This window comes from Pseudobutyrivibrio ruminis (assembly GCF_015057245.1).
Classification (GTDB): domain Bacteria; phylum Bacillota; class Clostridia; order Lachnospirales; family Lachnospiraceae; genus Pseudobutyrivibrio; species Pseudobutyrivibrio ruminis_E.
Genome location: NZ_SVET01000001.1, coordinates 164,005 through 190,049, shown reverse-complemented (window position 1 = coordinate 190,049; position 26,045 = coordinate 164,005). Strand labels below are relative to the sequence as shown.

Genomic DNA, 26,045 nt, shown 5'->3' with positions numbered 1-26,045 from the left:
ATGAAAGAAAGACTTGATATAGTATTAGTAGATAGAGGGTTTGCTCCTTCTCGTGAAAAAGCCAAAACCATGATTATGGAAGGTAATGTTTTCGTTAAAGGAAACAGAGAGGATAAAGCAGGCACTAAAATAGACGTAGATGCAGATATCGAAATCCACGGACAGCAGCTGAAATACGTTAGCCGTGGTGGTCTGAAGCTTGAAAAGGCTATGACTCACTTTGATATTTCCTTAGATGGAAAGGTATGTATGGATATCGGCGCATCCACTGGTGGATTTACTGATTGCATGCTTCAAAATGGAGCTACAAAGGTATTCTCTGTAGATGTTGGATATGGACAGTTTGCTTGGAAACTTCGTCAGGATCCTAGAGTTGTCTGCATGGAAAAGACAAACATCAGATATGTCACTGTAGAGGACATCGGAGAGCAGCTTGATTTCGCTTCGGTTGATGTATCATTTATCAGTCTTACAAAGGTGCTTGGTCCAGCAAAGGCACTTCTTAAGGATGATGCAGAAATGGTTTGCCTCATCAAGCCACAGTTTGAAGCTGGACGTGAAAAGGTTGGAAAGAAGGGTGTTGTCCGTGATCCAGCTGTTCACGAAGAAGTTATTAATACAATTATCGATTTTGTAAAAGAAATTGGTTTTTATGTTCTTCATTTGGAATATTCCCCAATCAAGGGACCAGAAGGAAACATAGAATACCTCATTCATATATCAACACAGGAAAAACAGGGGGATGCTATTGATGTTGCTGCAACAGTAGCAGCTGCACATGGTAGCTTAGACAAATAATGAAGAATTTCTTAATTGTTGCAAGATCTTTTAGTGATTTACATGAAAAATACATCAACATTATTCGTGATTATATTTCGGCACATGGCGGAATGTGTATTCTCGATTTGGATACTTGTCCAGATAGTTCTGAAACACAGGTAACTGTTGGTGATAATATTGAATGTATCATTACTGTCGGTGGCGATGGAACTGTTGTTAGAGTAGCCCAGAATGTTACAAATCGTAAGGTGCCAATCGTTGGTCTTAACTGCGGTCACCTGGGCTATCTTTGTGATATGACCGTTGATAATGTAGAGCACTGCTTAGATCAATTACTTAGCGACAATTATAAGATTGATGAAAGAATGATGCTTGAGGGTGACTGTTCTAACGATGAAGACAATCGCTTTAGAGCTCTTAATGATATTGTGGTTGCTTCTGATGCTGCAGGGCTTTATGTGTTAAACCTTACAGTAAAGGTAAATGGAATTCAGCTGTATTCCCATAATTGTGATGGACTTATTGTTTCCACACCTACAGGCTCAACTGCTTATAATCTTTCTGCAAACGGACCAATTGTGAGCCCTCATGCAGATTGCATTGTTTTGACACCAATCAACCCTCATACACTTAATTCACGAAGCATTATTTTGGCCTCAAATGATGAGGTTGAAGTTAGTATAGAGGCTCGTCATGAAGAAGACGAACCAAAAGCAAATGTTATTTACGATGGAACTCTTAGGCAGGTACTCAGAAAGGGTGAAGTTTTAAAAATCCATCGTTCAAAGATTACATCCAACATGGTTATGTTAGAAAACGTCAATTTCTTGGAACGTATTCGAGCTAGGATGCAGGAGATTTAAATGAAGATTGAAAGACAGGCAAAGATACTAGAGTTAATAGTAAAAAATGAAATAGGAACTCAGGAGGAGCTTACAGCTCGCCTTGAGGAAGCTGGATTTAATGCCACTCAGGCTACAGTTTCCAGAGATATACGCGAAATGAAGCTTACTAAGGTTGCCGATGCAGCTGGAAAGCTTCGTTACGTTGCATACAAGACTACCGAGGATGATATGAATGAAAAGTATATTCGTATTTTCTTGGATGGTTTTGTATCGATGGACAACGCCCAGAATATTTTAGTTATCAAGACTGTTTCAGGTATGGCTATGGCTGTTGCGGCAGCTTTGGACCATATGGATTTTGCAGAAATAGTTGGCTCTATTGCTGGCGATGATACTATTATGTGCGCTGTCAGAAGCATTGATGATACTGTCGTTTTAATGGGGAAACTAAAACGAATCATCGAAAAATAAAAGGTTGGTGCAAGGATCCTTTTACACAGAAACGCGGGCATAGAAAAGGAGAATTAAATGCTAGCTAGTTTGCACGTTAAAAACTTAGCCCTTATTGATGAAGAGGAGATTGTTTTTTCTAAGGGGCTTAATATCTTATCGGGAGAAACCGGAGCAGGTAAATCTATCATTTTGGGAGCACTTCATCTAAGTCTTGGAGACAAGGCATCTAAGGATTTTCTTAGAGATGCTGATTCTGAGGCATTTGTGGAAGCTGTATACCTTATCAATGATGAAAGTACAAAGGAAGCTCTGAGAGAAATGGGAGTGGAGCCATACGATGACGAAGTGATTATGTCTAGAAGAATCACTGAATCTCGCGCCGTTGGAAAGATTAATGGCGAGCAGGTTCCAGCTGCAAAGATGAAAGAAGTTGGGGCGTTGTTACTTGATATCTACGGACAGAAGGAACATCAGTCACTTCTTAATACAAAGCGCCACATGGAGCTTCTAGATGAGTTTGCTAAAAATGAGATAGGTGATTTGAAGGATAGAATTGCTGAATCTTATAAGAATTACAAGGCACTTACTGCAGAGCTTGAAGAAGCAAAGCAAAGTGATGTTTCAAAGGAAAGAGAAATTGTTCTTTTGGAGCATGAAATAAATGAAATTGAGTCTGCTAATTTAAAAATAGGTGAGGATGAAGAGCTTGAGGATGAATACAAACGTCTTTCAAACTTTAGCCGCACTATGGAATATTTTGGTAGAGCTCATGAAGCTATGGCAGGAGATGGCGGTGTGTCAGATGCCATCAGTTCTGCAATATCGGATATACGATATATAGAATCTATCGATGATAGGGCATCGGAATTTCTTTCTATGCTTAATGATGCTGATAGTATTATTTCAGATTTCAACAGAGAGCTTTCGAGCTACATGTCTGACGCATCTTTTGATGCTAGCAGATTCAACGAAGTAGAGCTTCGCTTAAATGAAATCAACAGACTGAAGGACAAATACGGTTCCACAATCGAAGCTGTTTTACAGGAGCTTGCTGCTCGTCAGGAAAAGAAGGCAAAGTTTGAATCCTTTGATGAGTATTTGGCAGAATTAAAGCACAAGGTGGATGTTGCTACAAAAGAGCTTGATGATTTATGCCAGAAGCTTTCTGATATTCGCAGAAAGTGCGCAGCAGAACTTTCTAAAAAGATGCAGGAAGCAATGAGCGATTTGAACTTCCTTAATTCTGAATTCGAAATGCATCTTACAAAGCTTGATCACTACACAGCAGATGGTTTTGATAGTGGTGAGTTTATGATTTGCACAAACCCAGGTGAGCCACTTCGTCCACTTAAGGATATTGCATCAGGTGGTGAAATGAGCCGTATTATGCTTGCAATCAAGACTGTTCTTGCTTCAGGCGGCGGAATCGATACTCTTATTTTCGATGAGATTGATGCAGGTATTTCTGGTAGAACAGCACAAGCTGTATCAGAAAAGCTTTGTACTGTAGCAGATAAGCATCAGGTTATTTGTATCACACATCTACCTCAGATTGCTGCTATGGCAGATACTCATTTCCTCATTGAAAAGAATGTTGAGCAGGGCCACACTATTTCAGGTATTAAAAAGCTTTACGACAATGACACTATTGAGGAGCTTGCAAGAATGCTTGGTGGCAGTGCTATTACAGAGGCGGTTCTTACAAATGCCCGAGAAATGAAGGAATTAGCCAACAGCTACAAAAATAAAGCTTGATTTTAATATTGAATCTTGATATATTAATATCCGCATGGTAACATGCGGATCATTTTTTCTTTATATAAATCCCAATACTTTTTATATCATATTATTATGATTACTGAAAAATTACATATAGATAGAATTGATTTTGCTCTTATGTTTAAGGACCTTGAGGTGGCAAAAACTCGTATTATATACAAGCTTATAAACAAGGAGAGAAATAGGGAGCTTTTAGAAACTGTACCACACGTGGAGTATTTAGATTTGGCCATTGTGTTTTATTATTTATTCCCTAGTGACAATGAGGATGAATTTAAGGGGTTCATGCTTAATAATGAGCATATGCTTATGCTTGATCTTAGCGTGACAGATTTGATGAATGCGTCAAGTGTAAATACTCAGCGTATTCTTGGTTTGAAGTTTCAGGGAATATTTTCTACAATAGCAGAAATTACTGGAGCAGAAGATATGTATGACGCTGCGGCTATCGAGGATGGATTTATTCCCCTACAGGTGCTATCAAATCAATTGGGTACCTACGGGGCATCTGCTATTTTGTATAAGGATGTAATCAAGGACATCGCTGAAAGAATGAAATCGAATCTTTTCATAATTCCATGTTCTATTCATGAGGTTTTGATTTATAGAGAAATGAAAAACTGCCAGATAGGAATCGATGATCTTAAGGAAATGATTTCGATGGTTAATCAAAATGAAGTTCCTGAAGAAGATATTCTATCTGACAGTTTGTATTATTATTCTTTAGAGAACAATGCTATTTGCATAATTTAATATGCCTTGAGCTTCTTCCAAAGAGTAGTGGTATAGTCCAATGTTTCGTCATCGTAGGCGTTGTACAAATCGCAGCGAGCAAGTGTTTCCTTTGTAGGAAATACTGTTTCGTCTGCAAGTGTTTCAGCGTCTTCGTTGCCGGCTACAGTGAGATTAGGGGTAGCATACCAAACATATTCAAAGTTTTCTGTGGCTGCCTCTTCCTCACACATAAAATCAATCCATTTCATTGCCGCATCGTAGTGCTTACATGTACGAGGAACAAACCATGAATCAATCCAAAGGTTGCCACCTTCTTTTGGAACAGTGTAGGCAAGCTTGTCGTTGTATTCCATACCCATAGCAGCTTCACCGGAGTAGCATACAGCCATGGCAGCATCTTCTGAAACCATGCATTCGTATGTTTCATCCATTAGATAAGCGTAAACATACTGCTTTTCGTCACAAAGCATATCAAATGCTTCATCAAGCTCTGCCTTGCTAGTGGTGTTTATGTTGTACTGAAGTAGCTTAAGTGGAACCATAAAAGCATCACGCTGTGAGTTAATCATAACGATTTGATTTTTGTAAGCAGGGTCCCAAAGACAATTCCAACTGCTAACTGTTTCTTCATCAACCTTTTCAGTGTTGTAAAGAATACCTACTGTACCGTAGAAGTAAGGGACAGTGTATTTGTGAGTTGGGTCGAAAGCTTCTGATGCTTCGATAATGGTTGGGTCAATGTTTTCGTAATACTGAAGTGAGTTGTAATCGATTGGGATTAGCTCACCTTCCTTACGAAGTGTTTCAATCATGTAATCGGAAGTACAGATTACATCGTAATTGATTGAGCCTGCTTTGTATTTAGCGTACATATCCTCAACAGATTCGTATTCTTCGTATTTTACAGTGATGCCGGTTTCCTTCTGGAAACGTTTTAAAACATCAGCCTCGATATATTTACCATAATTTAAAACAACTAATGTGTCGTCGCTGGCTGCATCATTACCACAAGCTGTAAATGAAAAGCAACTAGTAAAAGTGAGGCACAGGAGGCTACAGATAATAATAAGCTTTTTCTTCATCGTCTAGCTGATACCTCCTTTTTAGAACCTTTAAAGTTTGTAGCAATAAGCATCATGAATGCTAAAAGGAAGAGGAGAGTTGAAAGTGCGTAAAGCTCTGGCTGAATACCTTTTCTAAGCTCTGTGTAAAGCATAGTTGAAAGGGTGTTGACTCCGGCTCCCTTTGTAAAGTATGTGATTGTGAAATCATCAAGTGACATTGTAAATGCCATTAAAAATCCTGAAAGCACGCCAGGGAAAATCTCTGGCCAAATTACTTTGTAAAATGCGTACCAAGGTGTAGCACCTAAATCCATAGCTGCCTCGTAGCAGGCATCAGACATAGATTGAAGCTTTGGCAATACATTGAAAATGACGTATGGCACTGAAAATGCTATATGAGCAAGTACAACTGAAAACTCTCCAAGTGATGAGAATCGTGTAAACAGAAGCATAAGTGAAATACCTGTAACGATATCTGCATTTAAAAGAGGAATGTTTGTTGCTCCAAGCATAATAGCGGCATGGCGCTTTTTCATACGGTTGATACCGATGGCTGCTGATGTACCAAGGACTGTAGCAAGGATGCTGGAAGAAAGTGTAATCTTAATTGTAGTGAACAAAGCATCCATGATAGTGTCGTTGGAAGGAAGATTAAGGTACCATTGTATGGTAAATCCTCCCCATACTGTTCGTGACATAGAATTATTGAATGATAAAACTATGAGAACCAGTATTGGTGCATATAAAAATAGGAATATTAATGCTAAGTATAAAGTAGAGGCGCCTTTTTTGATTTTTTTCATAGAAGCATACCTCCATTCTCGGAATCATCAACCTTATTCATGATACTCATTGAAGCAAGAACGAATAGCATAAGGATGATTGATAATCCAGATCCTAAATTCCAGTTTCTAGCTAGAGTGAATTCTTGCTCAATAACATTTCCGATTAATAATACCTTTCCTCCACCAAGTAAGTTGGAAACAACGAAAGATGAGAGGGCAGGTACGAATACCATAATGATTCCAGATATAATTCCATCTCTTGAAAGTGGAACGGTAATTTTTACAAATGTGTTTAGCCAGTTTGAACCAAGGTCCGCAGCTGCTTCAATTACATCGTCACTAATCTTTGAAAGTGAGTTGTAAATAGGAAGTATCATGTATGGCAAAAAGTCGTAAACCATACCAAGGATAACAGCGGCCTTTGTATAAAGGATGTGCACTGTTGGAAGACCAAGTGCTGTAAGTATGCTGTTTAAAATTCCGTTGTTGGAAAGAATATTCTGCCAAGCAAGGATACGAAGCATGAAATTCATCCACATTGGAAGGATAAACAAAAATACAATAAATCCTTTATTTGTGATTTTAAGGTTGTGAAGTATCAAAGCTACTGGGTAAGCCATAATAAGGCAGATAACAGTAGTGATAAAAGCAACCTGAATAGACAGACCGAGTGATTTTAAATGAACTGGATCTGCTATAGCTGTAAGGTTTTCAATTGTTAAGCCTCCATCGCCATTTGTGATGGCATAGCCAAGGATGTAAAACAAAGGCAGGATGGTGCAAATCAACACCCATATTGCATAAGGCATGGCGAGAAAGCTAGTGCGTAGCTTATTAATCATCCTCCTTAAGTACCTCCTCGTCCTCTGATTCAGGTTTGTTCATAATCTGAATGTTGAATGGAATAACGTTTAGTGAAACGTGCTGACCAATTTCGAAGTACTTTGTGGTGTGTACTAACCATTCATACTGGCCACACTGAACATCTAATTCGTAGTGAACACCCTTGAATAAGCAGTCGGTAATGACACCGTCCATGAAACCTTCGCCTGGCTTGCCAAGCTCAACATCCTCTGGACGAATAACAACGTCTACAGGCTTCATAGTACCGAATCCCTTATCAACACATGGAACCTGAACTCCAAGGAATGAAACAAGCTCATCCTTAATCATGATTCCTTCTATAATATTGCTTTCTCCAATGAAATCGGCAACGAAAGCGTTTTCAGGCTCGTTGTAGATGTCCTCTGGAGTACCAATCTGCTGGATGTAGCCCTGGTTCATAACAACGATTGTGTCTGACATAGTAAGGGCCTCTTCCTGGTCATGAGTTACATATATGAAAGTGATACCAAGCTCCTGCTTGATTTTCATAAGCTCGTACTGCATGCTCTGACGAAGCTTTAAATCGAGAGCGCCAAGTGGCTCGTCCAATAGAAGAACCTTTGGTTCGTTAACGATAGCTCGTGCAATAGCAATTCGCTGCTGCTGACCACCAGAAAGAGAATCAATTGAACGATTTTCAAATCCATCAAGGTTAACAAGCTTTAATGCATACTTGATTTTGTCGTCGATATATTCTTTTGATTTCTTTTGGATTTTCAATCCGAAGGCAATGTTTTCCTCAATTGTCATGTGAGGGAAGAGTGCGTACTTCTGGAAAACCGTGTTGATTGGACGAAGGTTTGCAGGAAGTGCAGTAATATCATTACCATTTAAATAAATCTTGCCTGAATCAGGCTTTTCAAAACCACCTAAAAGACGAAGAGTGGTTGTCTTACCGCAGCCGGATGGACCTAAAAGAGTAACAAAAGAGTTCTCTTTAACGTAAAGGTCTAACTCATCAAGAACTAGCTGCTTACCGTAGCTTTTTGATACGTGATCGAATTGAATAAATTCCAATTAATCATCCTCCTTATACATTCATAACATTTACTTTACCCATAGTAGTGTAGGTAAAATAAAAGCTCCGAATCAGACTCGAACTGACGACCCCCTCATTACGAGTGAGGTGCTCTACCAACTGAGCTATCGGAGCTTATGAAAAAAGCCTATATAGCCTTTATCCATGCGAGATTAAGTGTAATATATCGATTGGAAAAAATCAATTAAAAACTCAATTAAAATGTTGAGAAAATCAATATGTTTTATTATAATGACACTTGTACCAAAATTTATTATTAGTGGGGATTTAGCATGGAAACAAAAAAGAAAAATTTACCTGCATTTAACATTAAGGAGTTCTTCACAAAAGAAAATCTTCCTTTAATTACACTTATAGCCCTTGGAATTTTCGCAATTGTTGCTATCGTAGTTTCAATCGTTGCATTTAAGATTAATGTGGTAGTGGCTTGCGTAATGGTTATTTTAGAGGCTGCACTTGCTGCTTGCCTTAATAAAATTCCTATTTGGATTCATGGACTTGTCATCATTGCTCAGATTGTTTGCGGCATTATGGCTTCTCAGATACCTTTCATGATCCTTATGGCATGTGTTTATGTTTTTGCAATAGTATTTTTATATATTTGGTCAAGTAATGATTCGTCAAAATTATCAAAATAAACTGGATAAGTTAATAGAGAACTTAGAAAAAGAAGGCCGAGTGCCTTCTTTATTGTTACATAGCTGTTGTGGTCCATGTAGTAGTTACTGTATAGAGTACTTGTCTCAGTATTTCAATGTTACTGTATTTTACTACAATCCAAATATTTATCCTGACGATGAGTATTATCATCGTGTAAAGGAACAGCAACGCTTTATCAACGAATTTCCAACCAAGCATCCGGTTGCTTTTATTGAGGGAGATTACGATAAAGACAGCTTCTATGAAATAGCAAAGGGTCTTGAAAATGAGCCGGAAAAAGGTGCTAGATGCCACAAGTGTTATGATCTTCGTTTGAGACGTACTGCGATGGTTGCAAAAGAAAAAGGCTTTGACTTTTTCACAACAACGCTTACAATATCACCAATGAAAGATTCCCAGGTGCTTAATGAAATCGGCATGAAAATCGCCGAAGAGCTTGAGATACCTTGGCTTCCAAGTGATTTTAAAAAGAGGGAAGGGTATAAGCGAAGCACTGAGCTTTCAAAGGAATACGACATGTATAGGCAGGATTACTGCGGATGTGTCTATTCTTATAGAGACAGACAGTTACAGAAACAACAGGCAAGTATGGAGGATTAGTTATGGCGCAGTTATGGGGTGGAAGATTCACCAAGGCTACAGATCAAATTGTTTACGATTTCAATGCTTCTATCAATTTTGATAAAAAGCTTTTCGAGCAGGATGTAAGAGGCAGTAGAGCTCATGTTACTATGTTGGCATCTGTTGGAGTTATCACAGATGATGAGAAAAATCAGATTCTTGCTGGTCTTGATGGAATCGAAGCTGATGTTAAGTCTGGTGCACTTCAGATAACATCTGAGTATGAGGACGTACACAGTTTTGTTGAAGCAAATCTGATCGATAGAATCGGAGATGCTGGAAAGAAGCTCCATACTGGACGTTCCAGAAATGACCAGGTTGCTCTCGATATGAAGCTCTACACAAGAGAGCAGGTCAACTCTACAGCAAAAGCTTTGGAACACCTGTTAAATACAATTCTTGGCATTATGGAAGAAAACATCGACACCATCATGCCAGGCTTCACACATCTTCAAAAGGCTCAACCTATTACAGTTGCCCATCATATGGGAGCCTACTTCGAGATGTTTAAAAGAGATGTTATGCGCTTAGCTTTCATCAACTCATCAATGTACACTTGTCCATTGGGCTCTGGCGCCTTGGCAGGCACCACATATCCTTTGGATAGAGATATGACAGCAAAGCTCCTTGGATTTGAAATACCTACACTTAATTCAATGGACGGTGTTTCCGATAGAGATTATCTTATTGAGTTCTTATCAGCACTTTGTACTATCCAGATGCATCTTTCTCGTTTTTCAGAGGAAATCATTATCTGGAATAGTAATGAATATCGATTCATCGAGATCGATGATGCCTTCTCTACAGGAAGCTCTATTATGCCTCAGAAGAAGAACCCGGATATTGCTGAGCTTGTACGTGGAAAGACTGGTCGTGTTTATGGTGCTTTGATGTCACTTCTTACTACAATGAAGGGCATACCTCTTGCTTACAATAAAGATATGCAGGAGGACAAGGAAATGTCTTTTGATGCTATGAAGACAGTCCAGGATTGCATAATTCTATTCGACGGTATGCTTTCTACAATCAAGTTCAATAAGGACGTGATGGCGAAGAGCGCTAGAAACGGCTTTACAAATGCCACAGATGCGGCAGATTACCTTGTAAATAAGGGTGTTCCATTCAGAGATGCACACGGAATCATTGGTCAAATTGTTTTGGCTTGCATCGATAAGGGGATTGCCATTGACGATATGTCTTTGGAGGAGCTTAGAAGCTATTCTGAAGCCTTCGATGAAGATATCTTCGATGCGATTTCTATGGAGACTTGCGTAAACAAGCGCCTTACAGTTGGCGCTCCAGGTCATGATGCTATGCTAGATGAAATCCAGTTATGTAAGGATTTTATGAAGAATATTCCAGAACATTTTAGTTTTGAGTAATAATTATGCAAGGAGTTGTTAAATTTGTTTAATTTCTCCTTGCATTTATTATATAGTTTGATTATAATCTAGTCTAATGACGGACATTTGTCCGCGACACAAATACAAAAAGTAAGGAGAAGTTTGAAATGAGCGAGAAATTAAGAGTCGGAATTCTTGGTGGTACTGGTATGGTTGGTCAGAGATTTATTTCTCTACTTGAGAATCATCCATGGTTCGAGGTTACAACTATTGCAGCTTCACCACGTTCTGCGGGACAGCGTTATGCGGATGCAGTAGGTGGCAGATGGAAGATGGATACTCCAATGCCTGCAGCTGTAAAGGACATCATTGTAAAGAACGTTAATGAGGTTGAAGAAGTAGCTAAAGAAGTAGACTTCGTATTCTCTGCAGTTGATATGTCTAAGGATGAAATCAAGGCAATCGAAGAAGCTTACGCTAAAACTGAGACTCCAGTAGTTTCAAACAACTCAGCACATAGATGGACTCCAGATGTACCTATGGTTGTCCCAGAAATCAATCCTCAGCACATGGATGTTATCAAGTATCAGAGACAGAGACTTGGTACAACTAGAGGATTCGTTGCAGTTAAGCCTAACTGCTCAATTCAGTCATATGCTCCAGTTCTTACAGCTTGGAAGAAATTTGAGCCATATGAGGTTGTTGTTACAACATATCAGGCTATTTCTGGTGCAGGAAAGACATTTAAGGATTGGCCAGAGATGGAGCACAACATCATCCCATTTATCTCAGGAGAGGAAGAGAAGTCTGAGAAGGAGCCACTTAGAATTTGGGGCGAAATCAAGGACGGTGTTATCGTTCCAGCTGATGATGTAAAGATTACTAGTCAGTGTATCCGTGTTCCAGTTCTTAACGGACATACAGCAGCTGTATTTGTTAAGTTCAAAAAGCAGCCTACAAAGCAGCAGCTTATTGATGCTATTAACAATTTCTCTGGCGTTCCACAGGAGCTTAAGCTTCCATCAGCACCAAAGCAGTTCATCCGCTACATGGAAGAGGATAACAGACCTCAGGTATCACTTGATGTTGACTATGAGAACGGCATGGGTGTTTCTGTTGGCCGTCTTCGTGAGGATAGCATCTACGATTGGAAGTTCGTTGGATTGTCACACAACACAGTACGTGGTGCTGCAGGTGGTGCAGTTCTTTGTGCAGAGCTTCTTAAGGCACAGGGTTATATCACAGCTAAATAAGAAAAATCCCGATTTTAAGGTAAGCACAGTAGATTGTGCTTACCTTTTTTATTGATATAAATATATTTTATAAATTAAATTCAAATAAAATACTTTTTTAGTGTAGTCTGCTAAAGTGAATTGTGTTATTATAGTACTCGTACTTAGTGAATTGACGTTTTATTGGGAGAATAACATGACACGAAGCAACGAACTTAAGAAGCTAGAAACTATTTACCAAGAGAATAAAAGCAACCTTGTGCTTTTATATGGCAGACGTGGCTGCGGCTGTGAGTCCGTTCTAGATGAATTCACAACTGGCAAGGATTATCTTTATTATCGTAGCCGTCAATGCTCAGACAACAAGCAGCTAAAGTATCTTAATGATCAGATGGCATCTGCTTATGATAAAAAGATGGAATCTGAATCTTTTGACGAGTGTTTCAGGAACTTCAAATCTAAAGATGGCTCAAAGCTTGTATTTATTATTGATGAAGCTCAGTTTGCTATCAAAAAGAATAATGACTTATTTGCAAGCCTTGTTTCTTTAAAGAATAGAAAGCTTTATCCAGGCAAGGTTATGATCATTATCGCTAGTTCTTCAATTGTATGGTCTGAAAATACCTTTGCAGAATTTGCTGGCAATTCTATTAATGAAATTGATGAGACTATTAAGCTTGAGAATCATTCATTCCTTGATATTGTAAGGGCATTTCCTAATTACACTGTTGCTCAGTGCGTTAGCACATACGGTATCATCGGTGGTGTTTCTGATTATCTGGACAGATGGAATGGTAAAAAGAGCATTAAGGCAAATGTCTGTGAAAATATATTATCTCCAACAGGATTTCTTTATTCAGAAGCTGAGGGATATATTTCTTCAGAGCTTAGAGAATTATCTTGCTACAACACAATCTTAGGTTCAATTGCGGCAGGCAATGAAAAGCTTAATGATTTGTTTGAGGATACAGGATATTCAAGAGCAAAGATTTCTGTATATATGAAAAACTTGGCAGCATTTGATGTTATAGATAAGGTTGTTTCCTTTGAGACAGGTGGATGGGACAATACAAAAAAGGGTATCTACAGAATTGTTGAGCCTTACATAAATTTCTGGTTCACATTTGTATATCCTCATTTATCAGAGCTGATTTCACACACACCAGAAGCTTTCTATGACAAGTTCATTGCTCCATATTTGGATGAATACTTAGAGAATTATTTCGTGGATGTATGTAGAGAATATTTACATCTATTAAATATGGTAGGTCAGCTACCAATCAAGCTTGTAAAAATTGGTACATGGCTTGGTAAAGAAGGAACAATTGATGTAATCGGTCAAAGCTCTAACAGAGAAAATGTTGTTGGTATTTGCAACTGGACAGAGAAGACTATGGGATACGAAACATACGAAAAGCTTCTTGATTCTATGAAGCAAGCTCGTATCACTGCAAACACCATATTCCTTTTCTCAGCTACTAAGTTTGATAACAAATTAGTTGAGCTTTCAAAAGAAAATAAATCTGTTGTGTTGGTGGACATGACGGAACTATAAAGTTATAATATTTAGAGCCCCTTGCCTTTAGCTAGGGGCTCTAAATATTATTAAAACTAAAATTAATTTTTTACAAGGGAGTTATAAGTTTGGGCAAAAAATTGATTATCACTGAGAAACCATCTGTTGCAAGAGACTTTGCAAGAGTGCTGAAGGTTTCCGGAAATCAAAACGGATTTATTGAGAATAATGAATATGTCATTAGCTGGTGCTATGGACATTTGGTTCAGATGGTTTATCCAGAGGAGTATGACATTAAATATAAAAACTGGAATCTTGAGGATTTGCCATTTTTGCCTACTGAGTACAAGTACGGTGTTGTTGAATCTGCAAAGGACCAATACAAAGTAGTTAATAGCCTTTTGCACAGAGAGGATATTGATACCGTATATTGGGCAGGTGACTCGGGAAAAGAAGGACAGACAATTGAGGAAAACATCCGTAATTATGGTGGAGTTCGTGATGGCATGACAGAGCTTCGTGTTTGGATTGATTCACAGACTGATGATGAAATCCTGCGCGGTATTAATGAAGCAAAGCCAATGAGCGATTACGCAAAGCTTGGAGCATCTGGTATTATGCGTACCATCGAGGATTACAGTCTTGGTATTAATTTTTCTCGTGCTTTATCTGTTAAATATGGCCGTTTGATAAATGATGCGGCAGCTACTACAAGCTATGCAGCAATTGCTATTGGTCGAGTTATGACTTGTGTGCTTGGTATGGTAGTTGAGAGAGAAAGAGAGATTCGTAATTTTAACGAGGATCCATTCTTCAAAGTGGTTGGTAAGTTCTCAGATGTTAATTTCCCTGCTGAGTGGAAAGCTGTTGACGGATCCAAGTATTTTGAATCCCCTTTGTTGTATGGCGATAAGGGTAACGGCTTTAAAACAAAGGATAGCGCCGGGAAGTTAATAGACGATTTAACAAATGCAGAGGCCCAGGTTTCAGATAAGGAAACAGGTATTTCAAAGAAAAAAGCGCCACTACTTTTTAACTTGGCAGAGCTTCAGTCAGAGTGCTCTAAGCGCTTCAAAATTTCTCCGGCTCAAACCCTTGATATTATTCAGGAGCTTTACGAGAAAAAGTACACCACATATCCTCGTACAGACGCCAGAGTCCTTACAACAGCAGTTGCAAAGGAAATCAATAAAAACCTTAACAAGCTTCAGTCTTACGGACCTACTGCAAAGTATGTTCATGAGATTCTTGCAGATAGAAAATACATCGGCATTGAAAAGACCAGCTATACAGACGATAGCAAGGTTACTGATCACTATGCAATTATTCCTACCGGTCAGTGCAATGGAATAGAAAACCTTTCCCCTCTTAGTCAAAAGGTTTACGAGCTTATTGTTCGTCGTTTTCTTTCTATTTTCTATCCACCTGCAGAGTACAAAAATGTAAAAATCACAGTTAAGATAGATTCTGAATGCTTCTTTGCAGGAGCAAAGCTGTTAGTAAAGCCAGGATACCTTGAAATTGCCGGCATCCCTAAGAATAAAAAGGACGATACAGGGGAATCTGATGATGAAAACGAAGAGGCTGAGGATGATTTTTCTAAAGAAAAGTTTGCAGCCTTTGTAGAGCAGGTTAATATAGGAGATTCCATCAATGTAAATGGCTTCGAGTTAAAGGAAGGAAAGACTTCTCCACCTAAGAGATATACATCTGGTTCCTTGATTCTTGCAATGGAAAATGCAGGAAAGCTAATTGAGGATGAGGAGCTTCGAGAGCAGATTAAGACTACTGGTATTGGAACATCTGCTACACGAGGCGAAATACTTGAAAAGCTGGTTCGAATTGGATATCTAAATCAAAATAACAAGACTCAGGTCATTACGCCAGAGCGACTTGGCGAGATGATTTACGAGGTAGTTCTTTTGACTACACCATCTCTTTTAAAGCCAGAGCAGACTGCCAACTGGGAAAAGGGATTGGAAGGAATTATTAATGGTTCTGTAGAGTTCGACGATTATCGTAAAGAACTTGAGGACTATATCCGTACTGAAACAAAGAGCATGATAGATTCCGACCTGACTCAGACTATTGCTCTTAATATTAATCAGTTCACTGGTAAGGATTCTAAGGGACTTGCTACAAGAAAGCCTCTTGGAATCAATTGTCCAGCATGTGGTGGCGAGCTTACCACTACATCCTTTGGATATGGATGCAGTAACTACACTAACGACGAAATTAAATGTAGATTTAGTATCGGTCAGATTGCCGGAGTAGACTTGCCAGAGGAACAATTTAGAAAGCTCATCCTTGAGGGTAAGACAGATTTAATAGAAGGATTTAAGAGTAAATCTAACAAGCCTTTCAAATCTGTGCTTAAGCTAGGCAAAAACGAAGATGGTGAATTCAATGTCAGCTTTGATTTCTCTGAAACACCTACTGAGTATGTTGAGGATTTGAAATGTCCTGTTTGTGGTGGAAGAATCGCAAAGACTGGTTATGGATTTGCATGTGAGCATCGTTTCCAGGAGGAAAATCAGTGCTATTTCTCTGTTGGTGAAATCGCTGGCAGAAAAATCTCATTAGAAGAGCTTACCGCACTTCTTAATAATGGAATTACTGATGTGCTTACTGGCTTCAAATCAAAGACTAATCAGAAGTTCAGCGCCAAGATTCAATTAAAAGAAAACGAAGAGGGCAAGAAGGTACTTAGCTTCAACTTTGATGGAATTGAGGCTGAAAAGCTTCCAGATGTTAAATGTCCTGATTGTGGCGGAGATATTCTTGTTCGTCCTAGCGGATATGGCTGTGCTAATTTTAATGCCCAGGATGAAAACTCATGTAAGTTCTATATAGGAAAGACAATTGCAGGAAAGAATATCAGCTCGCAGGTTGTTACTGAGATTCTTAAAGAAGGAAAGTCAGATACACTTAGAGGCTTTAAAGGCAAGACTGGAAAGAAGTTTGATGCAAGGCTTGTTCTTAAAAAGAATGAAGAAACAGGTCGTACAGAGCTTGTATTTGATTTCGATGATGTGGCTCCTAACTATTTGGCAGATGTGGTTTGTCCTGATTGCGGCAATAAAATCATAAAGACAAACTTCGGTTTTGCTTGCGAAAAGTACTTTGATAAAGAAAATAAATGTAATTTTGTTATAGGAGAGATTGCTTCTAAAAAGATTGGTGATGGTGATGTGAAAGAGCTTCTTACAGAAGGACACACCAAAACTATTCGTGGTTTCAAAGGCAAATCAGGTAAAAAGTTTGATGCCTGTCTTGTCCTTAAGAAAAACGAAGAAGGCAAATCAGAGATAACCTTCGATTTTGACAATGTAGAAGCAAAGGATATTAAGGATGTAGTTTGCCCCGTTTGTGGAGGTAAAGTTGTTGTTACTCCATTTGGTTACGGATGTAGCAATTACAAAAAGGATGATCCTGAGAACTCATGCGGATTTAATATTGGCCAGATTGCTGGAGTAAAGCTTAAAGAAGCTCAGGTGAAAGAACTTTTAAAGGATGGTATCACATCTACTATTTCCGGATTTAAGTCTAAGAAGGGATCAAAGTTTGATGCTAAGCTTGCTTTGAACAAAGATGAAACTGGTAAGGTATCTGGAATAAAGTTCGTCTTCGAAGACGAAGAAAAGGTTATGGAAGGCTTGAAGTGTCCTAAGTGTGGTGAGCCTATTTTAAAGAATCACTTTGGCTACAGATGTAAGAATAACATAAGGGACAATGTAGATAGTTGCCAGTTTTATGTTGGCAAGGTTGCTGGTGTTGATATTCCAGAGGACCAATTCAGAAAGCTTATTCTTGAAAAGAAAACTGATGTTATATCTGGCTTTTTAAGTAAAAAAGGTTTATTCTTTGATGCGAGACTTAAGCTCAATGACGAATGCAGAACTGAGTTTGAGTTCGATAATTATTCAGATGCAAAGTAATTTACATATAAGAAAGGGAACATTATGGAACAGACAAAAATTAAATCTATGTATAATTTAGATGAAACTATCGCTAAAGATTTGTTTGATGGAAAGGAATATCCATGGGAGGTTCTTCCAGAGATTTCTGAGTTCATTAAAAAGCTTGGCCCAACTCTTGATCCTGAGAAGTTCGAGAAAAGAGGAGAGGATGTTTGGGTAGCTAAGTCAGCTAAGGTTTTTGACTCTGCATATCTAAACGGACCACTTATCATTGATGAGGATGCTGAGGTTCGCCAGTGCGCTTTTATTAGAGGTTCAGCTATTGTTGGAAAGAATTGCGTAGTTGGTAACTCTACAGAGCTTAAAAACGTTGTTCTTTTTAACAACGTACAGGTACCTCATTACAACTATGTTGGTGATTCAGTTCTTGGTTACAAGTCTCATATGGGTGCTGGTTCAATCACATCAAATGTAAAGCAGGACAAGACTCTTGTTGTTGTAAAATCACGTGATGGAGAGAAAATTGAAACAGGATTAAAGAAATTTGGAGCTATGCTTGGAGACAATGTAGAGGTTGGATGCAACTCAGTTCTCAACCCTGGCACAGTAGTTTGCCCTCGTTCAAATGTTTATCCACTTTCTTCTGTAAGAGGAGTTGTTGAAGCAGACAGCATTTTCAAGAGCCAGGACAACATCGTTAAGAAAAACTAAAAAATTAAAATTTTTTAAGACCCGTTCTTTAAAGAATGGGTCTTTTTTGTTAAACTAATTAAAGATTATTTTATTAGGGAGGATTTATAAAAAATGGGACTTATTCAAGCAGTAAAAGGCTCAGTGTCTGGTGAGCTTGCAAATCAGTGGAAAGAGTTATTCGTATCTGATTCAATGTCATCAGATGTACTTGTTAAAAGAGCTGTTCACAAGATGACAGGCCGCGGTACAAATACTCAGGGAGATGTTGATGTTATTTCACATGGCTCTGCAATCATTGTAAACGAAGGTCAGTGTGCTCTTTTAGTTGATAGCGGAAGAATTATCGATGTTGCTGCAGAGGCAGGCGCATATGAATGGGAAGATAATGGTTCTGCTTCTATTTTTGCTGGTGACTTTATCGATGTATTTAAGGAATTCGGACGTAGATTTACATTCGGTGGTGAGAAGCCAGTTCAACAGAGAGTTTATTTCGTTAACACAAAGGATATTGTTGGTTTGAAGTTCGGCACACCATCACCAATTCCTTTCAGAATTCTTGATAACAACATTGGATTAGATTTAGATACAACACTTAAGCTTAACGGTAACTACAGCATGAGAGTATCTGATCCTACTCAGCTTTATGTTAACCTTGCAGGTAACGTAAAGAACGAATACACAGTTGACGATATTCAGGATCAGCTTCGTGCTACATTTATCCAGGCCCTTCAGCCAGCACTTGGCAAGCTTACAGCACTTGGTGTTAGACCTTCAGGTATTCCAGCTTATACAAAGGAAATATCTGAGGCTATGAGCGATGAGCTTGATCAGGAATGGACAGATAAGTACGGTCTTGCAATTACATCTGTTCAGATTCTTACAACAGTTATTCCTGACAAGGATGCTGATTTACTTAGAGAACTTCAGAAGTCTGGAGCACTTCGTTCACAGGCTATGGCAGGTGCAACACTTGTACAGGCTCAGGCAGAGGCAATGAAGACAGCAGCTGGCAATGCAAACGGTGCAGCTATGGGATTCTTTGGCATGAACATGGCGATGCAGGCTGGTGGTGCAAATGCAGCTGATTTATTAAATGCAGGTGCTGCAGGTATGGCAGCAGGTCAGCAGTTTGCTGGTCAGCCAGGTCAGCCAGTACAGCCTCAGATGGGTCAGCCTCAGGCTGCTCCAGTCCAGGACCCAGCTGCAGCACAGCCAGGTAGATGGTTCTGTCCAAATTGTGGCAATGAAAACTACGGTAATTTCTGCGTAAATTGCGGAACTAAGAGACCATAGGAAGGAAGTTGAAAAATGGCTACAATGTTCCCTTGCCCAAGTTGTGGAGGGCAACTGAAGTTTTCGCCAGAACGTATGCAAATGCTTTGTAGCTCTTGCGGTCAGTATACAGATCCAAGAGCATACAAAGGTAATGATATTGAAAATGAGGCAGGTATAAATACTACAATTTATACCTGTCCTAATTGTGCTGGGGAAATTCAGGTAATAGATAACGATGGTATGGAGTTTTGTCCATACTGCGGTACTCAGACTACTATGCAGGAGCACTTTTCTAAAAGTGGTGTTCCTAAATATATTCTTCCTTTTAATCTCACAAAAAAGGAAGCTCGTGAAAAATATCTAGAGGAAGTTAAACATATTCATTTTGTCCCTGATGGATTAAATATCGATGACAATATTGATAAACTTGTTGGACTTTATACTCCATATTATCTCTATGATTATTCGTCAGATGGTGACGTTTCATTTGTTGGTAAACAGACATCTACAAGTGGAGATTATGAGGTTACAAAAGAAACCCAGTTTAATGTTAGAGTTGACGTGGATGATATGAAGGTTCCATTTGATGCATCACAGACATTTGACGACAATGTCTCTGGCTCAATTAATCCATTTCCACTTAATGAATTGGAAAAGTTTAATCCAAACTTTTTGGCAGGATTTTTCGTTGAAAATTCTACTGTTGATAAGGAAATCTATGTTGAGGATGCATTAGAGGAGGCTAAGAACTCACTTTGCAGCAAAGTTAAAGCTAAAGCAGATGGATATGATTTGACTAGCAGAGAAGATGAACGAATTCGTAATGATGTTGCTTCGAAGCTACAATATAAGGGATGTGAAGGAGCATATCTTCCTGTCTATTTCATGACTACACGTAATTATGATAGAGTTTCATATTCTGTAATCAATGGCGCTTCAGGTGCTGTTTATTCTGATATGCCTATCGATAAAAGAAAGATGTATGCCACAGCAATGGCTACTTCTATTGTTATATTTTTAGTTCTTTTTGTGCTGAGCTTGACTTTTAGCTTCACTTATCGCATAAAGAATCTTTGTGGGTTTGCTGCACTTGTTTCTTCATTTATAGCTTACTATGGTGCAAAGATTGCAGATGGTGTCTATAGACGTGACAATCATCTTGATGATAAGGGTTATTTTGGCAGCAAGGATATTGTTACAAGCAAAAATATTAAGCCAATTAAAAAGAAAGCGAAAAAGAAGATTACTAAATCGTCAACAAAGGCAGCACTTTCAGGTGCTGGTGCCGTTGTATTATTTTTGCTTTTAAAGGGCGGATATGCATTTATCATAGCAGGTATACTTTATGTTATTGAGAATGGTAGAGTTGTCGCAAATGTTCTCAATGTGGTCCTGATGTTAGCTATGTATATTTTCAGTTTTGTGTTCATTATTAAAGGCTTTAATGCAGTTAAAAAGGGACAGAAGACAGTTCTTTTGCTAGGCACATTTGGGTGGATTGCAGCAATTCTTATTAGAATAATCAACCTTCCAAACGACATAATATATTACATAGCTTTAGCTATCGTGTTTGCGATTATCGTATTTACGATTGACTGTACTGTTAGAGAGTACAACAGACTTGCAACACGCCCATCACCACAGTTTATGAAGAAGGGAGGAAAGCTAGAAAATGCGAAAGGCTAAATATTTCATTTTCTTATTTTTAGTATGCTTGCTACTTCCTATTCGTGCTGAAGCTAAATCAAATGTAACTATCATCGATGATGCTTATTTGCTTAGCGATGATGAATATGATGAGCTTGAAGATTATCTGGATTCTTTGGATAGCAGCTACAATTATGTGGTTGCTACTACAGATGAGTCTAATTATGGGCAAGATGAAGATTCTATTCTTTTTGATTTCTATACTGAAAATTACAACTCAAGAGAGGATGGAGTCGCTTTCTTGATTGATATGTACCATCGAGAGTTATATTTATCAGGATATGGAAAGGCTCAATACGAGATAAAAAGTGCAGATGCATATGATATTACAGATAATGTTTATAGATATGCGTCAAATGGAGAGTACTACGAATGCATTTATGCTGTTTTTGAGCAGTGCAATACATTGATTAATGATGGAATAATCCTTAGGCCAATGAGACTTATAGTTACAGCGCTAGTTTCTATAATTCTTGGATTCTTACTTGTATTCTTAAAAGCAGTAAGAGAGAGAGCAAGGGTTCAGACATTTACTCCTGCAGAAATGCTTCTAATTGGAGCTTCTATTGCAGGAACATCTACTGTACTAAATACAACTCGTAGAAGAATTGCATCAGCTGGAAGCACATACCACGGTGGTGGCGGTGGATTTTCTGGCGGTGGCGGTGGTTTTTCCGGAGGTGGTGGCGGTGGCCATTCAGGTGGAGGTCACAGCTTCTAAATATTTAGATAATTTTTTAACGAAAATACAAAAGAATACTTTACTAAAGCCACTGAAAGTGAGAAAATGTAATCAATAACGCGTTTCTATGCGTTTATATAATTAGGTCATTAATGTAGGTAGCAGTATATTAATGGAATTATAGAAAGGAGTTCTACAATGATTTACACAAAAGAAGTAGAAAACATGTGTCCTGTAGCAAAGGGCGCAAAGCATGAACCAGCTCCTATCCCTGAAGAGGGAAAATGGGTACACGCTAAGCAGATTTCTGATATTAGCGGTTTCACACACGGTGTTGGCTGGTGTGCTCCACAGCAGGGTGCCTGCAAATTATCTTTAAATGTTAAGAATGGTGTTATCGAGGAAGCACTTGTTGAGACAATTGGTTGCTCAGGTATGACACATTCAGCAGCTATGGCTGCAGAGATTCTTCAGGGAAAGACAATCCTTGAGGCTCTTAATACAGACCTTGTTTGCGACGCTATCAACACAGCTATGAGAGAGCTTTTCCTTCAGATCGTTTACGGACGTACACAGTCTGCATTCTCTGATGACGGACTTGCAATCGGTGCTGGTCTTGAGGATCTTGGAAAGGGTCTTCGTTCACAGGTTGGTACAATGTACGCAACAAAGGAAAAGGGTGTTCGTTACCTTGAAATGGCTGAAGGCTATGTAACAGGTATCGCACTTGATGACGATAACGAAGTTATCGGATATCAGTTTGTTTCTCTTGGAAAGATGACAGACTTCATTAAGAAGGGTGATGATCCTAACACAGCATGGGAAAAGGCAAAGGGCCAGTACGGTCGTGTTGACGATGCTGCAAAGATTATCGATCCACGTCAGGAATAATATAGGAAAGGAGAAACAAAAATGGCTTTATTTGAATCATATGAGAGAAGAATTGATCAGATTAACGCAGTTCTTAATAAGTATGGTATCAGCTCAATCGAAGAAGCTGAGAAGATTACTAAGGACGCAGGTCTTGATGTATACGAGCAGGTAAAGAAGATTCAGCCTATCTGCTTCGAGAACGCTTGCTGGGCTTACACTGTAGGTGCTGCAATCGCTATTAAGAAGAATTGCCGCAAGGCTGCTGATGCAGCTGCAGCAATCGGAGAGGGACTTCAGTCTTTCTGTATTCCAGGTTCTGTTGCTGATCACCGTAAGGTAGGTCTTGGACATGGTAACCTTGGAAAGATGCTCCTTGAGGAGGAGACAGAGTGCTTCTGTTTCTTAGCAGGTCACGAGTCATTCGCTGCTGCTGAAGGTGCTATCGGTATCGCTGAGAAGGCTAACAAGGTTCGTAAGAAGCCTCTTAGAGTAATCCTTAACGGTCTTGGAAAGGATGCTGCTCAGATTATTTCTCGTATCAATGGTTTCACATATGTTGAGACAAAGTACGATTACAAGGAAGCTAAGCTTAACATCGTATCAGAGAAGGCATACTCAAACGGTCTTCGTGCTACAGTTAAGTGCTACGGCGCTGATGATGTTCAGGAAGGTGTTGCTATCATGCATCATGAGAACGTAGGTGTATCTATCACAGGTAACTCTACAAACCCAACACGTTTCCAGCATCCAGTAGCTGGTACATACAAGAAAGAGTGCGTTGAACTCGGCAAGAAGTACTTCTCAGTTGCTTCAGGCGGTGGTACAGGACGTACACTTCACCCAGATAACATGGCAGCAGGTCCTGCTTCATACGGTATGACAGATACTCTTGGACGTATGCACTCAGATGCTCAGTTCGCTGGTTCATCTTCAGTTCCTGCACACGTTGAGATGATGGGTCTTATCGGTATGGGTAACAACCCAATGGTAGGTGCAACAGTTGCTGTTGCTGTTTCTGTTGAGGAAGCTGCTACTGCTGGAAGATTCTAATTAAATCAAGCGTAGCGCTGATTTAATTAGAACTGGAGATGCCATCGCGAAGCGATTTTCAAATGGCGTCGACTGTCCTTGTTTATTAAAGAGCTCTTGGTTAATCCAAGAGCTCTTTTTTGATGAATATTTAAAAATAATATGTTTTTTTTGTGCATTATATTACTCATTATAAAAGTCATATTATAATATATTAAGAAAACTAATGGACGTTTATTTATATAGGGGGTAATTCTATGGGCAGAGAAGAAAGAAAAGAGACTATTAGAGAGAGATTAGATCAAAATCTTTCAGAAGAGCAAAAGGAAAACATTGCAGGAGTAGTAAAGATTGCAGAACACAATAAAGGCAATTTTTTCCAATCAATTACATTTCAAAATATAATTGTTAATGTAGTAATATTAATTGCATTTATCGTATATGCGATAATATCAAATACTGCAATGCAAAGTGTGAAGTCACAAGCTTTAGTGGCGAGTGAGAATGAGTTGATATGTGCTGAGGAATCTGCTCAATTAAGACAGGATATTATACATATATCTGCAGAAATAAATCGCACTTTAGGTCAATGCGGAGCAGGTGATATAATGAGTGCTTCAGAATTTGATGATATGAACTCATATATAGATGACTTAGAAAATCATCTTACTTATATGGAATCATCAATAATAGTTAGCAATGTATCAGATGGTGAACAATTAGTTGCGGATTTAAGAACAAATACAGAAGCTTTTGCATCATCTGCTGAAACATTAAAGGGATATATAGCAGCTTCGGATGTGGCTGGAGCTATTGGATATGTTTCAACTGAATATGGTACCAATCTGGAGGCTGCTTATGCATCAATTGATGCTGTAGATGCTGCTATTACTTCATTGAGTGAAGGTTTTTCAGGATACTTAGATAGCTACATTTCGCAAGTATCAATGAAGGGCTACTTTGTAATGGGAATAGTTGTGGTTCTTATTATAGTTAGCTTCCTGCTTTCATTTATTAGAATTAACAAAACTATTCTTGGTATTTCTTATGAATTACAATCAATTATAAATAATATCAATAGAGGAAAAGGAGACCTTACAGCTCGTATTAATACTAAGACAAAAACTGAACTAGCTATGATATCTGATGGAATCAATGAGTTTCTTGGAACACTCCAAGGTGTTATTAAGGATGTTAAAAATGGCGCTAGCGTTCTTAGTACATCTTCAGACAGTATGGTTGTTAAGATTCAAAGTGCATCTGATAATGTCACTAATACTTCAGCAGCAATGGAAGAGTTGGCGGCGTCAATGGAGAATGTTTCTACTACAGCAATTGATTTAAATGACAAGGTATTTGAAGTTAGAGAGGCTACTAATGCTATAGATGCAGAGGCAAAAGAAGGCGCTTCTAAAGCAAATGAAATCAAAACGGCAGCTGATGAAATCAAGAAAGAAGCAACTGAGAAGAAGGATAACACTGGAGCTAAGATGGAAGAATTATCTAGAGTTCTCGAGGTTTCTGTAAAAGAATCTGAGCAGGTTAACCAAATTGGTGATTTGACAAACGAGATTCTGGACATTGCCAGCCAGACAAACTTGCTTGCTCTTAATGCATCTATCGAAGCTGCCAGAGCTGGTGAGGCTGGAAAGGGATTTGCTGTTGTAGCTGATGAGATTAGTAAGCTTGCAGCAAACTCAAGAGATACAGCTGGAAATATTCAGGAAATTTCTGCTAAGGTTACAGCGGCTGTTAAAACACTTTCAGATAATGCGGTTCAAGTTATTGAATTCATCAATGAAAATGTTTTGGCTGATTATGATGCATTCGTTGAAACTGGATCGAAATTTGAAGATACAGCTACAATGATTGATGAAATGTTGGCTACATTCTCAGACAAGGCAGATAATCTAAACAATGTAATGAATGAGATGGCTGATAGAATTGAGACGATTTCTAATTCTGTAAATGAAAGCTCTAATGCTATTGGCATGAGCGCTCAGGCTGCTACGGAAATCGTTGGTGAAATCCAGGGCATCAATGAAGCTATGGATCAAAACAATGATGTTACAAAACAACTTAATGCTAGTACCCAGAAATTTGAAATTGTTTAATTTAGTGTGGGGACT

General features: G+C 38.7%; 22 protein-coding genes and 1 tRNA gene. 18 read left to right on the top strand and 5 right to left on the bottom strand.

Annotated features, from left to right (window positions below; all coding sequences use genetic code 11):
* The 5 genes from E7274_RS00945 (at position 1) to E7274_RS00925 (ending at position 4,610) form a co-directional block, all read left to right on the top strand.
* Positions 1 to 798 carry a TlyA family RNA methyltransferase gene (locus E7274_RS00945; protein WP_033154266.1) on the top strand — a complete coding sequence of 266 codons (798 nt, stop codon included), beginning with the start codon at positions 1 to 3 and terminating at the stop codon, positions 796 to 798.
* Entirely contained in the window at positions 798 to 1,643 is an 846-nt protein-coding gene (locus E7274_RS00940) for an NAD(+)/NADH kinase (protein ID WP_304172933.1), read from the top strand. The genes E7274_RS00945 and E7274_RS00940 overlap by 1 nt, the downstream gene beginning before the upstream one ends.
* Positions 1,644 to 2,096 carry an arginine repressor gene (gene argR / locus E7274_RS00935; protein ID WP_033154264.1) on the top strand — a complete coding sequence of 151 codons (453 nt, stop codon included), beginning with the start codon at positions 1,644 to 1,646 and terminating at the stop codon, positions 2,094 to 2,096.
* Positions 2,097 to 2,153: 57 nt separating this feature from the next.
* Positions 2,154 to 3,833, top strand: coding sequence for a DNA repair protein RecN (gene recN / locus E7274_RS00930; protein WP_304172931.1), 1,680 nt, complete (start codon positions 2,154 to 2,156; stop codon positions 3,831 to 3,833).
* Positions 3,834 to 3,929: 96 nt separating this feature from the next.
* Positions 3,930 to 4,610 carry a DUF5688 family protein gene (locus tag E7274_RS00925; protein WP_304172929.1) on the top strand — a complete coding sequence of 227 codons (681 nt, stop codon included), beginning with the start codon at positions 3,930 to 3,932 and terminating at the stop codon, positions 4,608 to 4,610.
* Here E7274_RS00925 and E7274_RS00920 read toward each other — a convergent pair.
* From E7274_RS00920 to E7274_RS00900, 5 genes are all read right to left on the bottom strand, one after another.
* The gene (locus E7274_RS00920; protein ID WP_304172927.1) at positions 4,607 to 5,674 is read right to left on the bottom strand and encodes an ABC transporter substrate-binding protein; all 1,068 of its coding nucleotides are present in this window, start codon (positions 5,672 to 5,674) and stop codon (positions 4,607 to 4,609) included. The genes E7274_RS00925 and E7274_RS00920 overlap by 4 nt on opposite strands.
* Positions 5,671 to 6,459 carry an ABC transporter permease gene (locus tag E7274_RS00915; RefSeq protein WP_304172925.1) on the bottom strand — a complete coding sequence of 263 codons (789 nt, stop codon included), beginning with the start codon at positions 6,457 to 6,459 and terminating at the stop codon, positions 5,671 to 5,673. Before E7274_RS00915 ends, E7274_RS00920 begins: the two co-directional genes overlap by 4 nt.
* Complete coding sequence (locus E7274_RS00910) at positions 6,456 to 7,283, bottom strand: ABC transporter permease (protein ID WP_304172924.1); 828 nt, start codon at positions 7,281 to 7,283, stop codon at positions 6,456 to 6,458. The genes E7274_RS00915 and E7274_RS00910 overlap by 4 nt, the downstream gene beginning before the upstream one ends.
* On the bottom strand, positions 7,276 to 8,343 hold the full coding sequence (locus E7274_RS00905) for an ABC transporter ATP-binding protein (RefSeq protein WP_304172922.1): 1,068 nt from the start codon (positions 8,341 to 8,343) through the stop codon (positions 7,276 to 7,278). Before E7274_RS00905 ends, E7274_RS00910 begins: the two co-directional genes overlap by 8 nt.
* Positions 8,344 to 8,406: 63 nt before the next feature.
* A tRNA-Thr gene (locus tag E7274_RS00900) sits at positions 8,407 to 8,479 on the bottom strand.
* 158 nt (positions 8,480 to 8,637) lie between these two features.
* Between E7274_RS00900 and E7274_RS00895 the strand changes: the two genes are divergently transcribed.
* The 13 genes from E7274_RS00895 to E7274_RS00835 all read left to right on the top strand — a co-directional run bounded on the left by E7274_RS00895 (position 8,638) and on the right by E7274_RS00835 (position 26,030).
* Positions 8,638 to 9,003, top strand: coding sequence for a hypothetical protein (locus tag E7274_RS00895; protein ID WP_304172921.1), 366 nt, complete (start codon positions 8,638 to 8,640; stop codon positions 9,001 to 9,003).
* Positions 8,978 to 9,625, top strand: a complete 648-nt coding sequence (locus E7274_RS00890) for an epoxyqueuosine reductase QueH (protein ID WP_033154257.1) — start codon at positions 8,978 to 8,980, stop codon at positions 9,623 to 9,625. The genes E7274_RS00895 and E7274_RS00890 overlap by 26 nt, the downstream gene beginning before the upstream one ends.
* 2 nt (positions 9,626 to 9,627) lie before the next feature.
* Positions 9,628 to 11,028, top strand: a complete 1,401-nt coding sequence (argH, locus tag E7274_RS00885; protein ID WP_304172919.1) for an argininosuccinate lyase — start codon at positions 9,628 to 9,630, stop codon at positions 11,026 to 11,028.
* Positions 11,029 to 11,156: 128 nt separating this feature from the next.
* Positions 11,157 to 12,242 (top strand): aspartate-semialdehyde dehydrogenase, encoded by a 1,086-nt coding sequence (gene asd, locus E7274_RS00880; RefSeq protein WP_304172917.1) that lies wholly within the window; start codon positions 11,157 to 11,159, stop codon positions 12,240 to 12,242.
* A 175-nt stretch (positions 12,243 to 12,417) separates the two neighbouring features.
* Positions 12,418 to 13,776 (top strand): ATP-binding protein, encoded by a 1,359-nt coding sequence (locus E7274_RS00875; RefSeq protein ID WP_304172915.1) that lies wholly within the window; start codon positions 12,418 to 12,420, stop codon positions 13,774 to 13,776.
* A gap of 89 nt (positions 13,777 to 13,865) precedes the next feature.
* On the top strand, positions 13,866 to 17,675 hold the full coding sequence (locus tag E7274_RS00870) for a DNA topoisomerase III (protein ID WP_304172913.1): 3,810 nt from the start codon (positions 13,866 to 13,868) through the stop codon (positions 17,673 to 17,675).
* 24 nt (positions 17,676 to 17,699) lie between these two features.
* The gene (locus E7274_RS00865; RefSeq protein WP_033154253.1) at positions 17,700 to 18,368 is read left to right on the top strand and encodes an acyltransferase; all 669 of its coding nucleotides are present in this window, start codon (positions 17,700 to 17,702) and stop codon (positions 18,366 to 18,368) included.
* Positions 18,369 to 18,461: 93 nt separating this feature from the next.
* A complete protein-coding gene (locus tag E7274_RS00860) occupies positions 18,462 to 19,643 on the top strand; it encodes an SPFH domain-containing protein (RefSeq protein WP_304172911.1) in 1,182 nt (393 codons plus the stop codon).
* A 15-nt stretch (positions 19,644 to 19,658) separates the two neighbouring features.
* A complete protein-coding gene (locus tag E7274_RS00855; RefSeq protein ID WP_304172909.1) occupies positions 19,659 to 21,311 on the top strand; it encodes a hypothetical protein in 1,653 nt (550 codons plus the stop codon).
* Positions 21,298 to 22,053, top strand: coding sequence for a TPM domain-containing protein (locus tag E7274_RS00850; RefSeq protein WP_304172907.1), 756 nt, complete (start codon positions 21,298 to 21,300; stop codon positions 22,051 to 22,053). The genes E7274_RS00855 and E7274_RS00850 overlap by 14 nt, the downstream gene beginning before the upstream one ends.
* Before the next feature lie 159 nt (positions 22,054 to 22,212).
* Positions 22,213 to 22,905: an iron-sulfur cluster assembly scaffold protein gene (locus E7274_RS00845; RefSeq protein ID WP_033154250.1), complete on the top strand. Its 693-nt coding sequence runs from the start codon at positions 22,213 to 22,215 to the stop codon at positions 22,903 to 22,905.
* A 21-nt stretch (positions 22,906 to 22,926) separates the two neighbouring features.
* Positions 22,927 to 23,937: a GGGtGRT protein gene (locus E7274_RS00840; RefSeq protein WP_304172905.1), complete on the top strand. Its 1,011-nt coding sequence runs from the start codon at positions 22,927 to 22,929 to the stop codon at positions 23,935 to 23,937.
* A gap of 236 nt (positions 23,938 to 24,173) precedes the next feature.
* Entirely contained in the window at positions 24,174 to 26,030 is a 1,857-nt protein-coding gene (locus tag E7274_RS00835; RefSeq protein WP_304172903.1) for a methyl-accepting chemotaxis protein, read from the top strand.
* Positions 26,031 to 26,045 lie beyond the last annotated feature (15 nt).

What these genes read in the sequence shown, in the direction of transcription:
- E7274_RS00945 (WP_033154266.1), top strand. Translation starts at nt 1, where the DNA reads ATGAAAGAAAGACTTGATATAGTATTAGTAGATAGAGGGTTTGCTCCT.
- E7274_RS00940 (WP_304172933.1), top strand. Translation starts at nt 798, where the DNA reads ATGAAGAATTTCTTAATTGTTGCAAGATCTTTTAGTGATTTACATGAA.
- argR (WP_033154264.1), top strand. Translation starts at nt 1,644, where the DNA reads ATGAAGATTGAAAGACAGGCAAAGATACTAGAGTTAATAGTAAAAAAT.
- recN (WP_304172931.1), top strand. Translation starts at nt 2,154, where the DNA reads ATGCTAGCTAGTTTGCACGTTAAAAACTTAGCCCTTATTGATGAAGAG.
- E7274_RS00925 (WP_304172929.1), top strand. Translation starts at nt 3,930, where the DNA reads ATGATTACTGAAAAATTACATATAGATAGAATTGATTTTGCTCTTATG.
- E7274_RS00920 (WP_304172927.1), bottom strand. Translation starts at nt 5,674, where the DNA reads ATGAAGAAAAAGCTTATTATTATCTGTAGCCTCCTGTGCCTCACTTTT.
- E7274_RS00915 (WP_304172925.1), bottom strand. Translation starts at nt 6,459, where the DNA reads ATGAAAAAAATCAAAAAAGGCGCCTCTACTTTATACTTAGCATTAATA.
- E7274_RS00910 (WP_304172924.1), bottom strand. Translation starts at nt 7,283, where the DNA reads ATGATTAATAAGCTACGCACTAGCTTTCTCGCCATGCCTTATGCAATA.
- E7274_RS00895 (WP_304172921.1), top strand. Translation starts at nt 8,638, where the DNA reads ATGGAAACAAAAAAGAAAAATTTACCTGCATTTAACATTAAGGAGTTC.
- E7274_RS00890 (WP_033154257.1), top strand. Translation starts at nt 8,978, where the DNA reads ATGATTCGTCAAAATTATCAAAATAAACTGGATAAGTTAATAGAGAAC.
- argH (WP_304172919.1), top strand. Translation starts at nt 9,628, where the DNA reads ATGGCGCAGTTATGGGGTGGAAGATTCACCAAGGCTACAGATCAAATT.
- asd (WP_304172917.1), top strand. Translation starts at nt 11,157, where the DNA reads ATGAGCGAGAAATTAAGAGTCGGAATTCTTGGTGGTACTGGTATGGTT.
- E7274_RS00875 (WP_304172915.1), top strand. Translation starts at nt 12,418, where the DNA reads ATGACACGAAGCAACGAACTTAAGAAGCTAGAAACTATTTACCAAGAG.
- E7274_RS00865 (WP_033154253.1), top strand. Translation starts at nt 17,700, where the DNA reads ATGGAACAGACAAAAATTAAATCTATGTATAATTTAGATGAAACTATC.
- E7274_RS00860 (WP_304172911.1), top strand. Translation starts at nt 18,462, where the DNA reads ATGGGACTTATTCAAGCAGTAAAAGGCTCAGTGTCTGGTGAGCTTGCA.
- E7274_RS00855 (WP_304172909.1), top strand. Translation starts at nt 19,659, where the DNA reads ATGGCTACAATGTTCCCTTGCCCAAGTTGTGGAGGGCAACTGAAGTTT.
- E7274_RS00850 (WP_304172907.1), top strand. Translation starts at nt 21,298, where the DNA reads ATGCGAAAGGCTAAATATTTCATTTTCTTATTTTTAGTATGCTTGCTA.
- E7274_RS00845 (WP_033154250.1), top strand. Translation starts at nt 22,213, where the DNA reads ATGATTTACACAAAAGAAGTAGAAAACATGTGTCCTGTAGCAAAGGGC.
- E7274_RS00840 (WP_304172905.1), top strand. Translation starts at nt 22,927, where the DNA reads ATGGCTTTATTTGAATCATATGAGAGAAGAATTGATCAGATTAACGCA.
- E7274_RS00835 (WP_304172903.1), top strand. Translation starts at nt 24,174, where the DNA reads ATGGGCAGAGAAGAAAGAAAAGAGACTATTAGAGAGAGATTAGATCAA.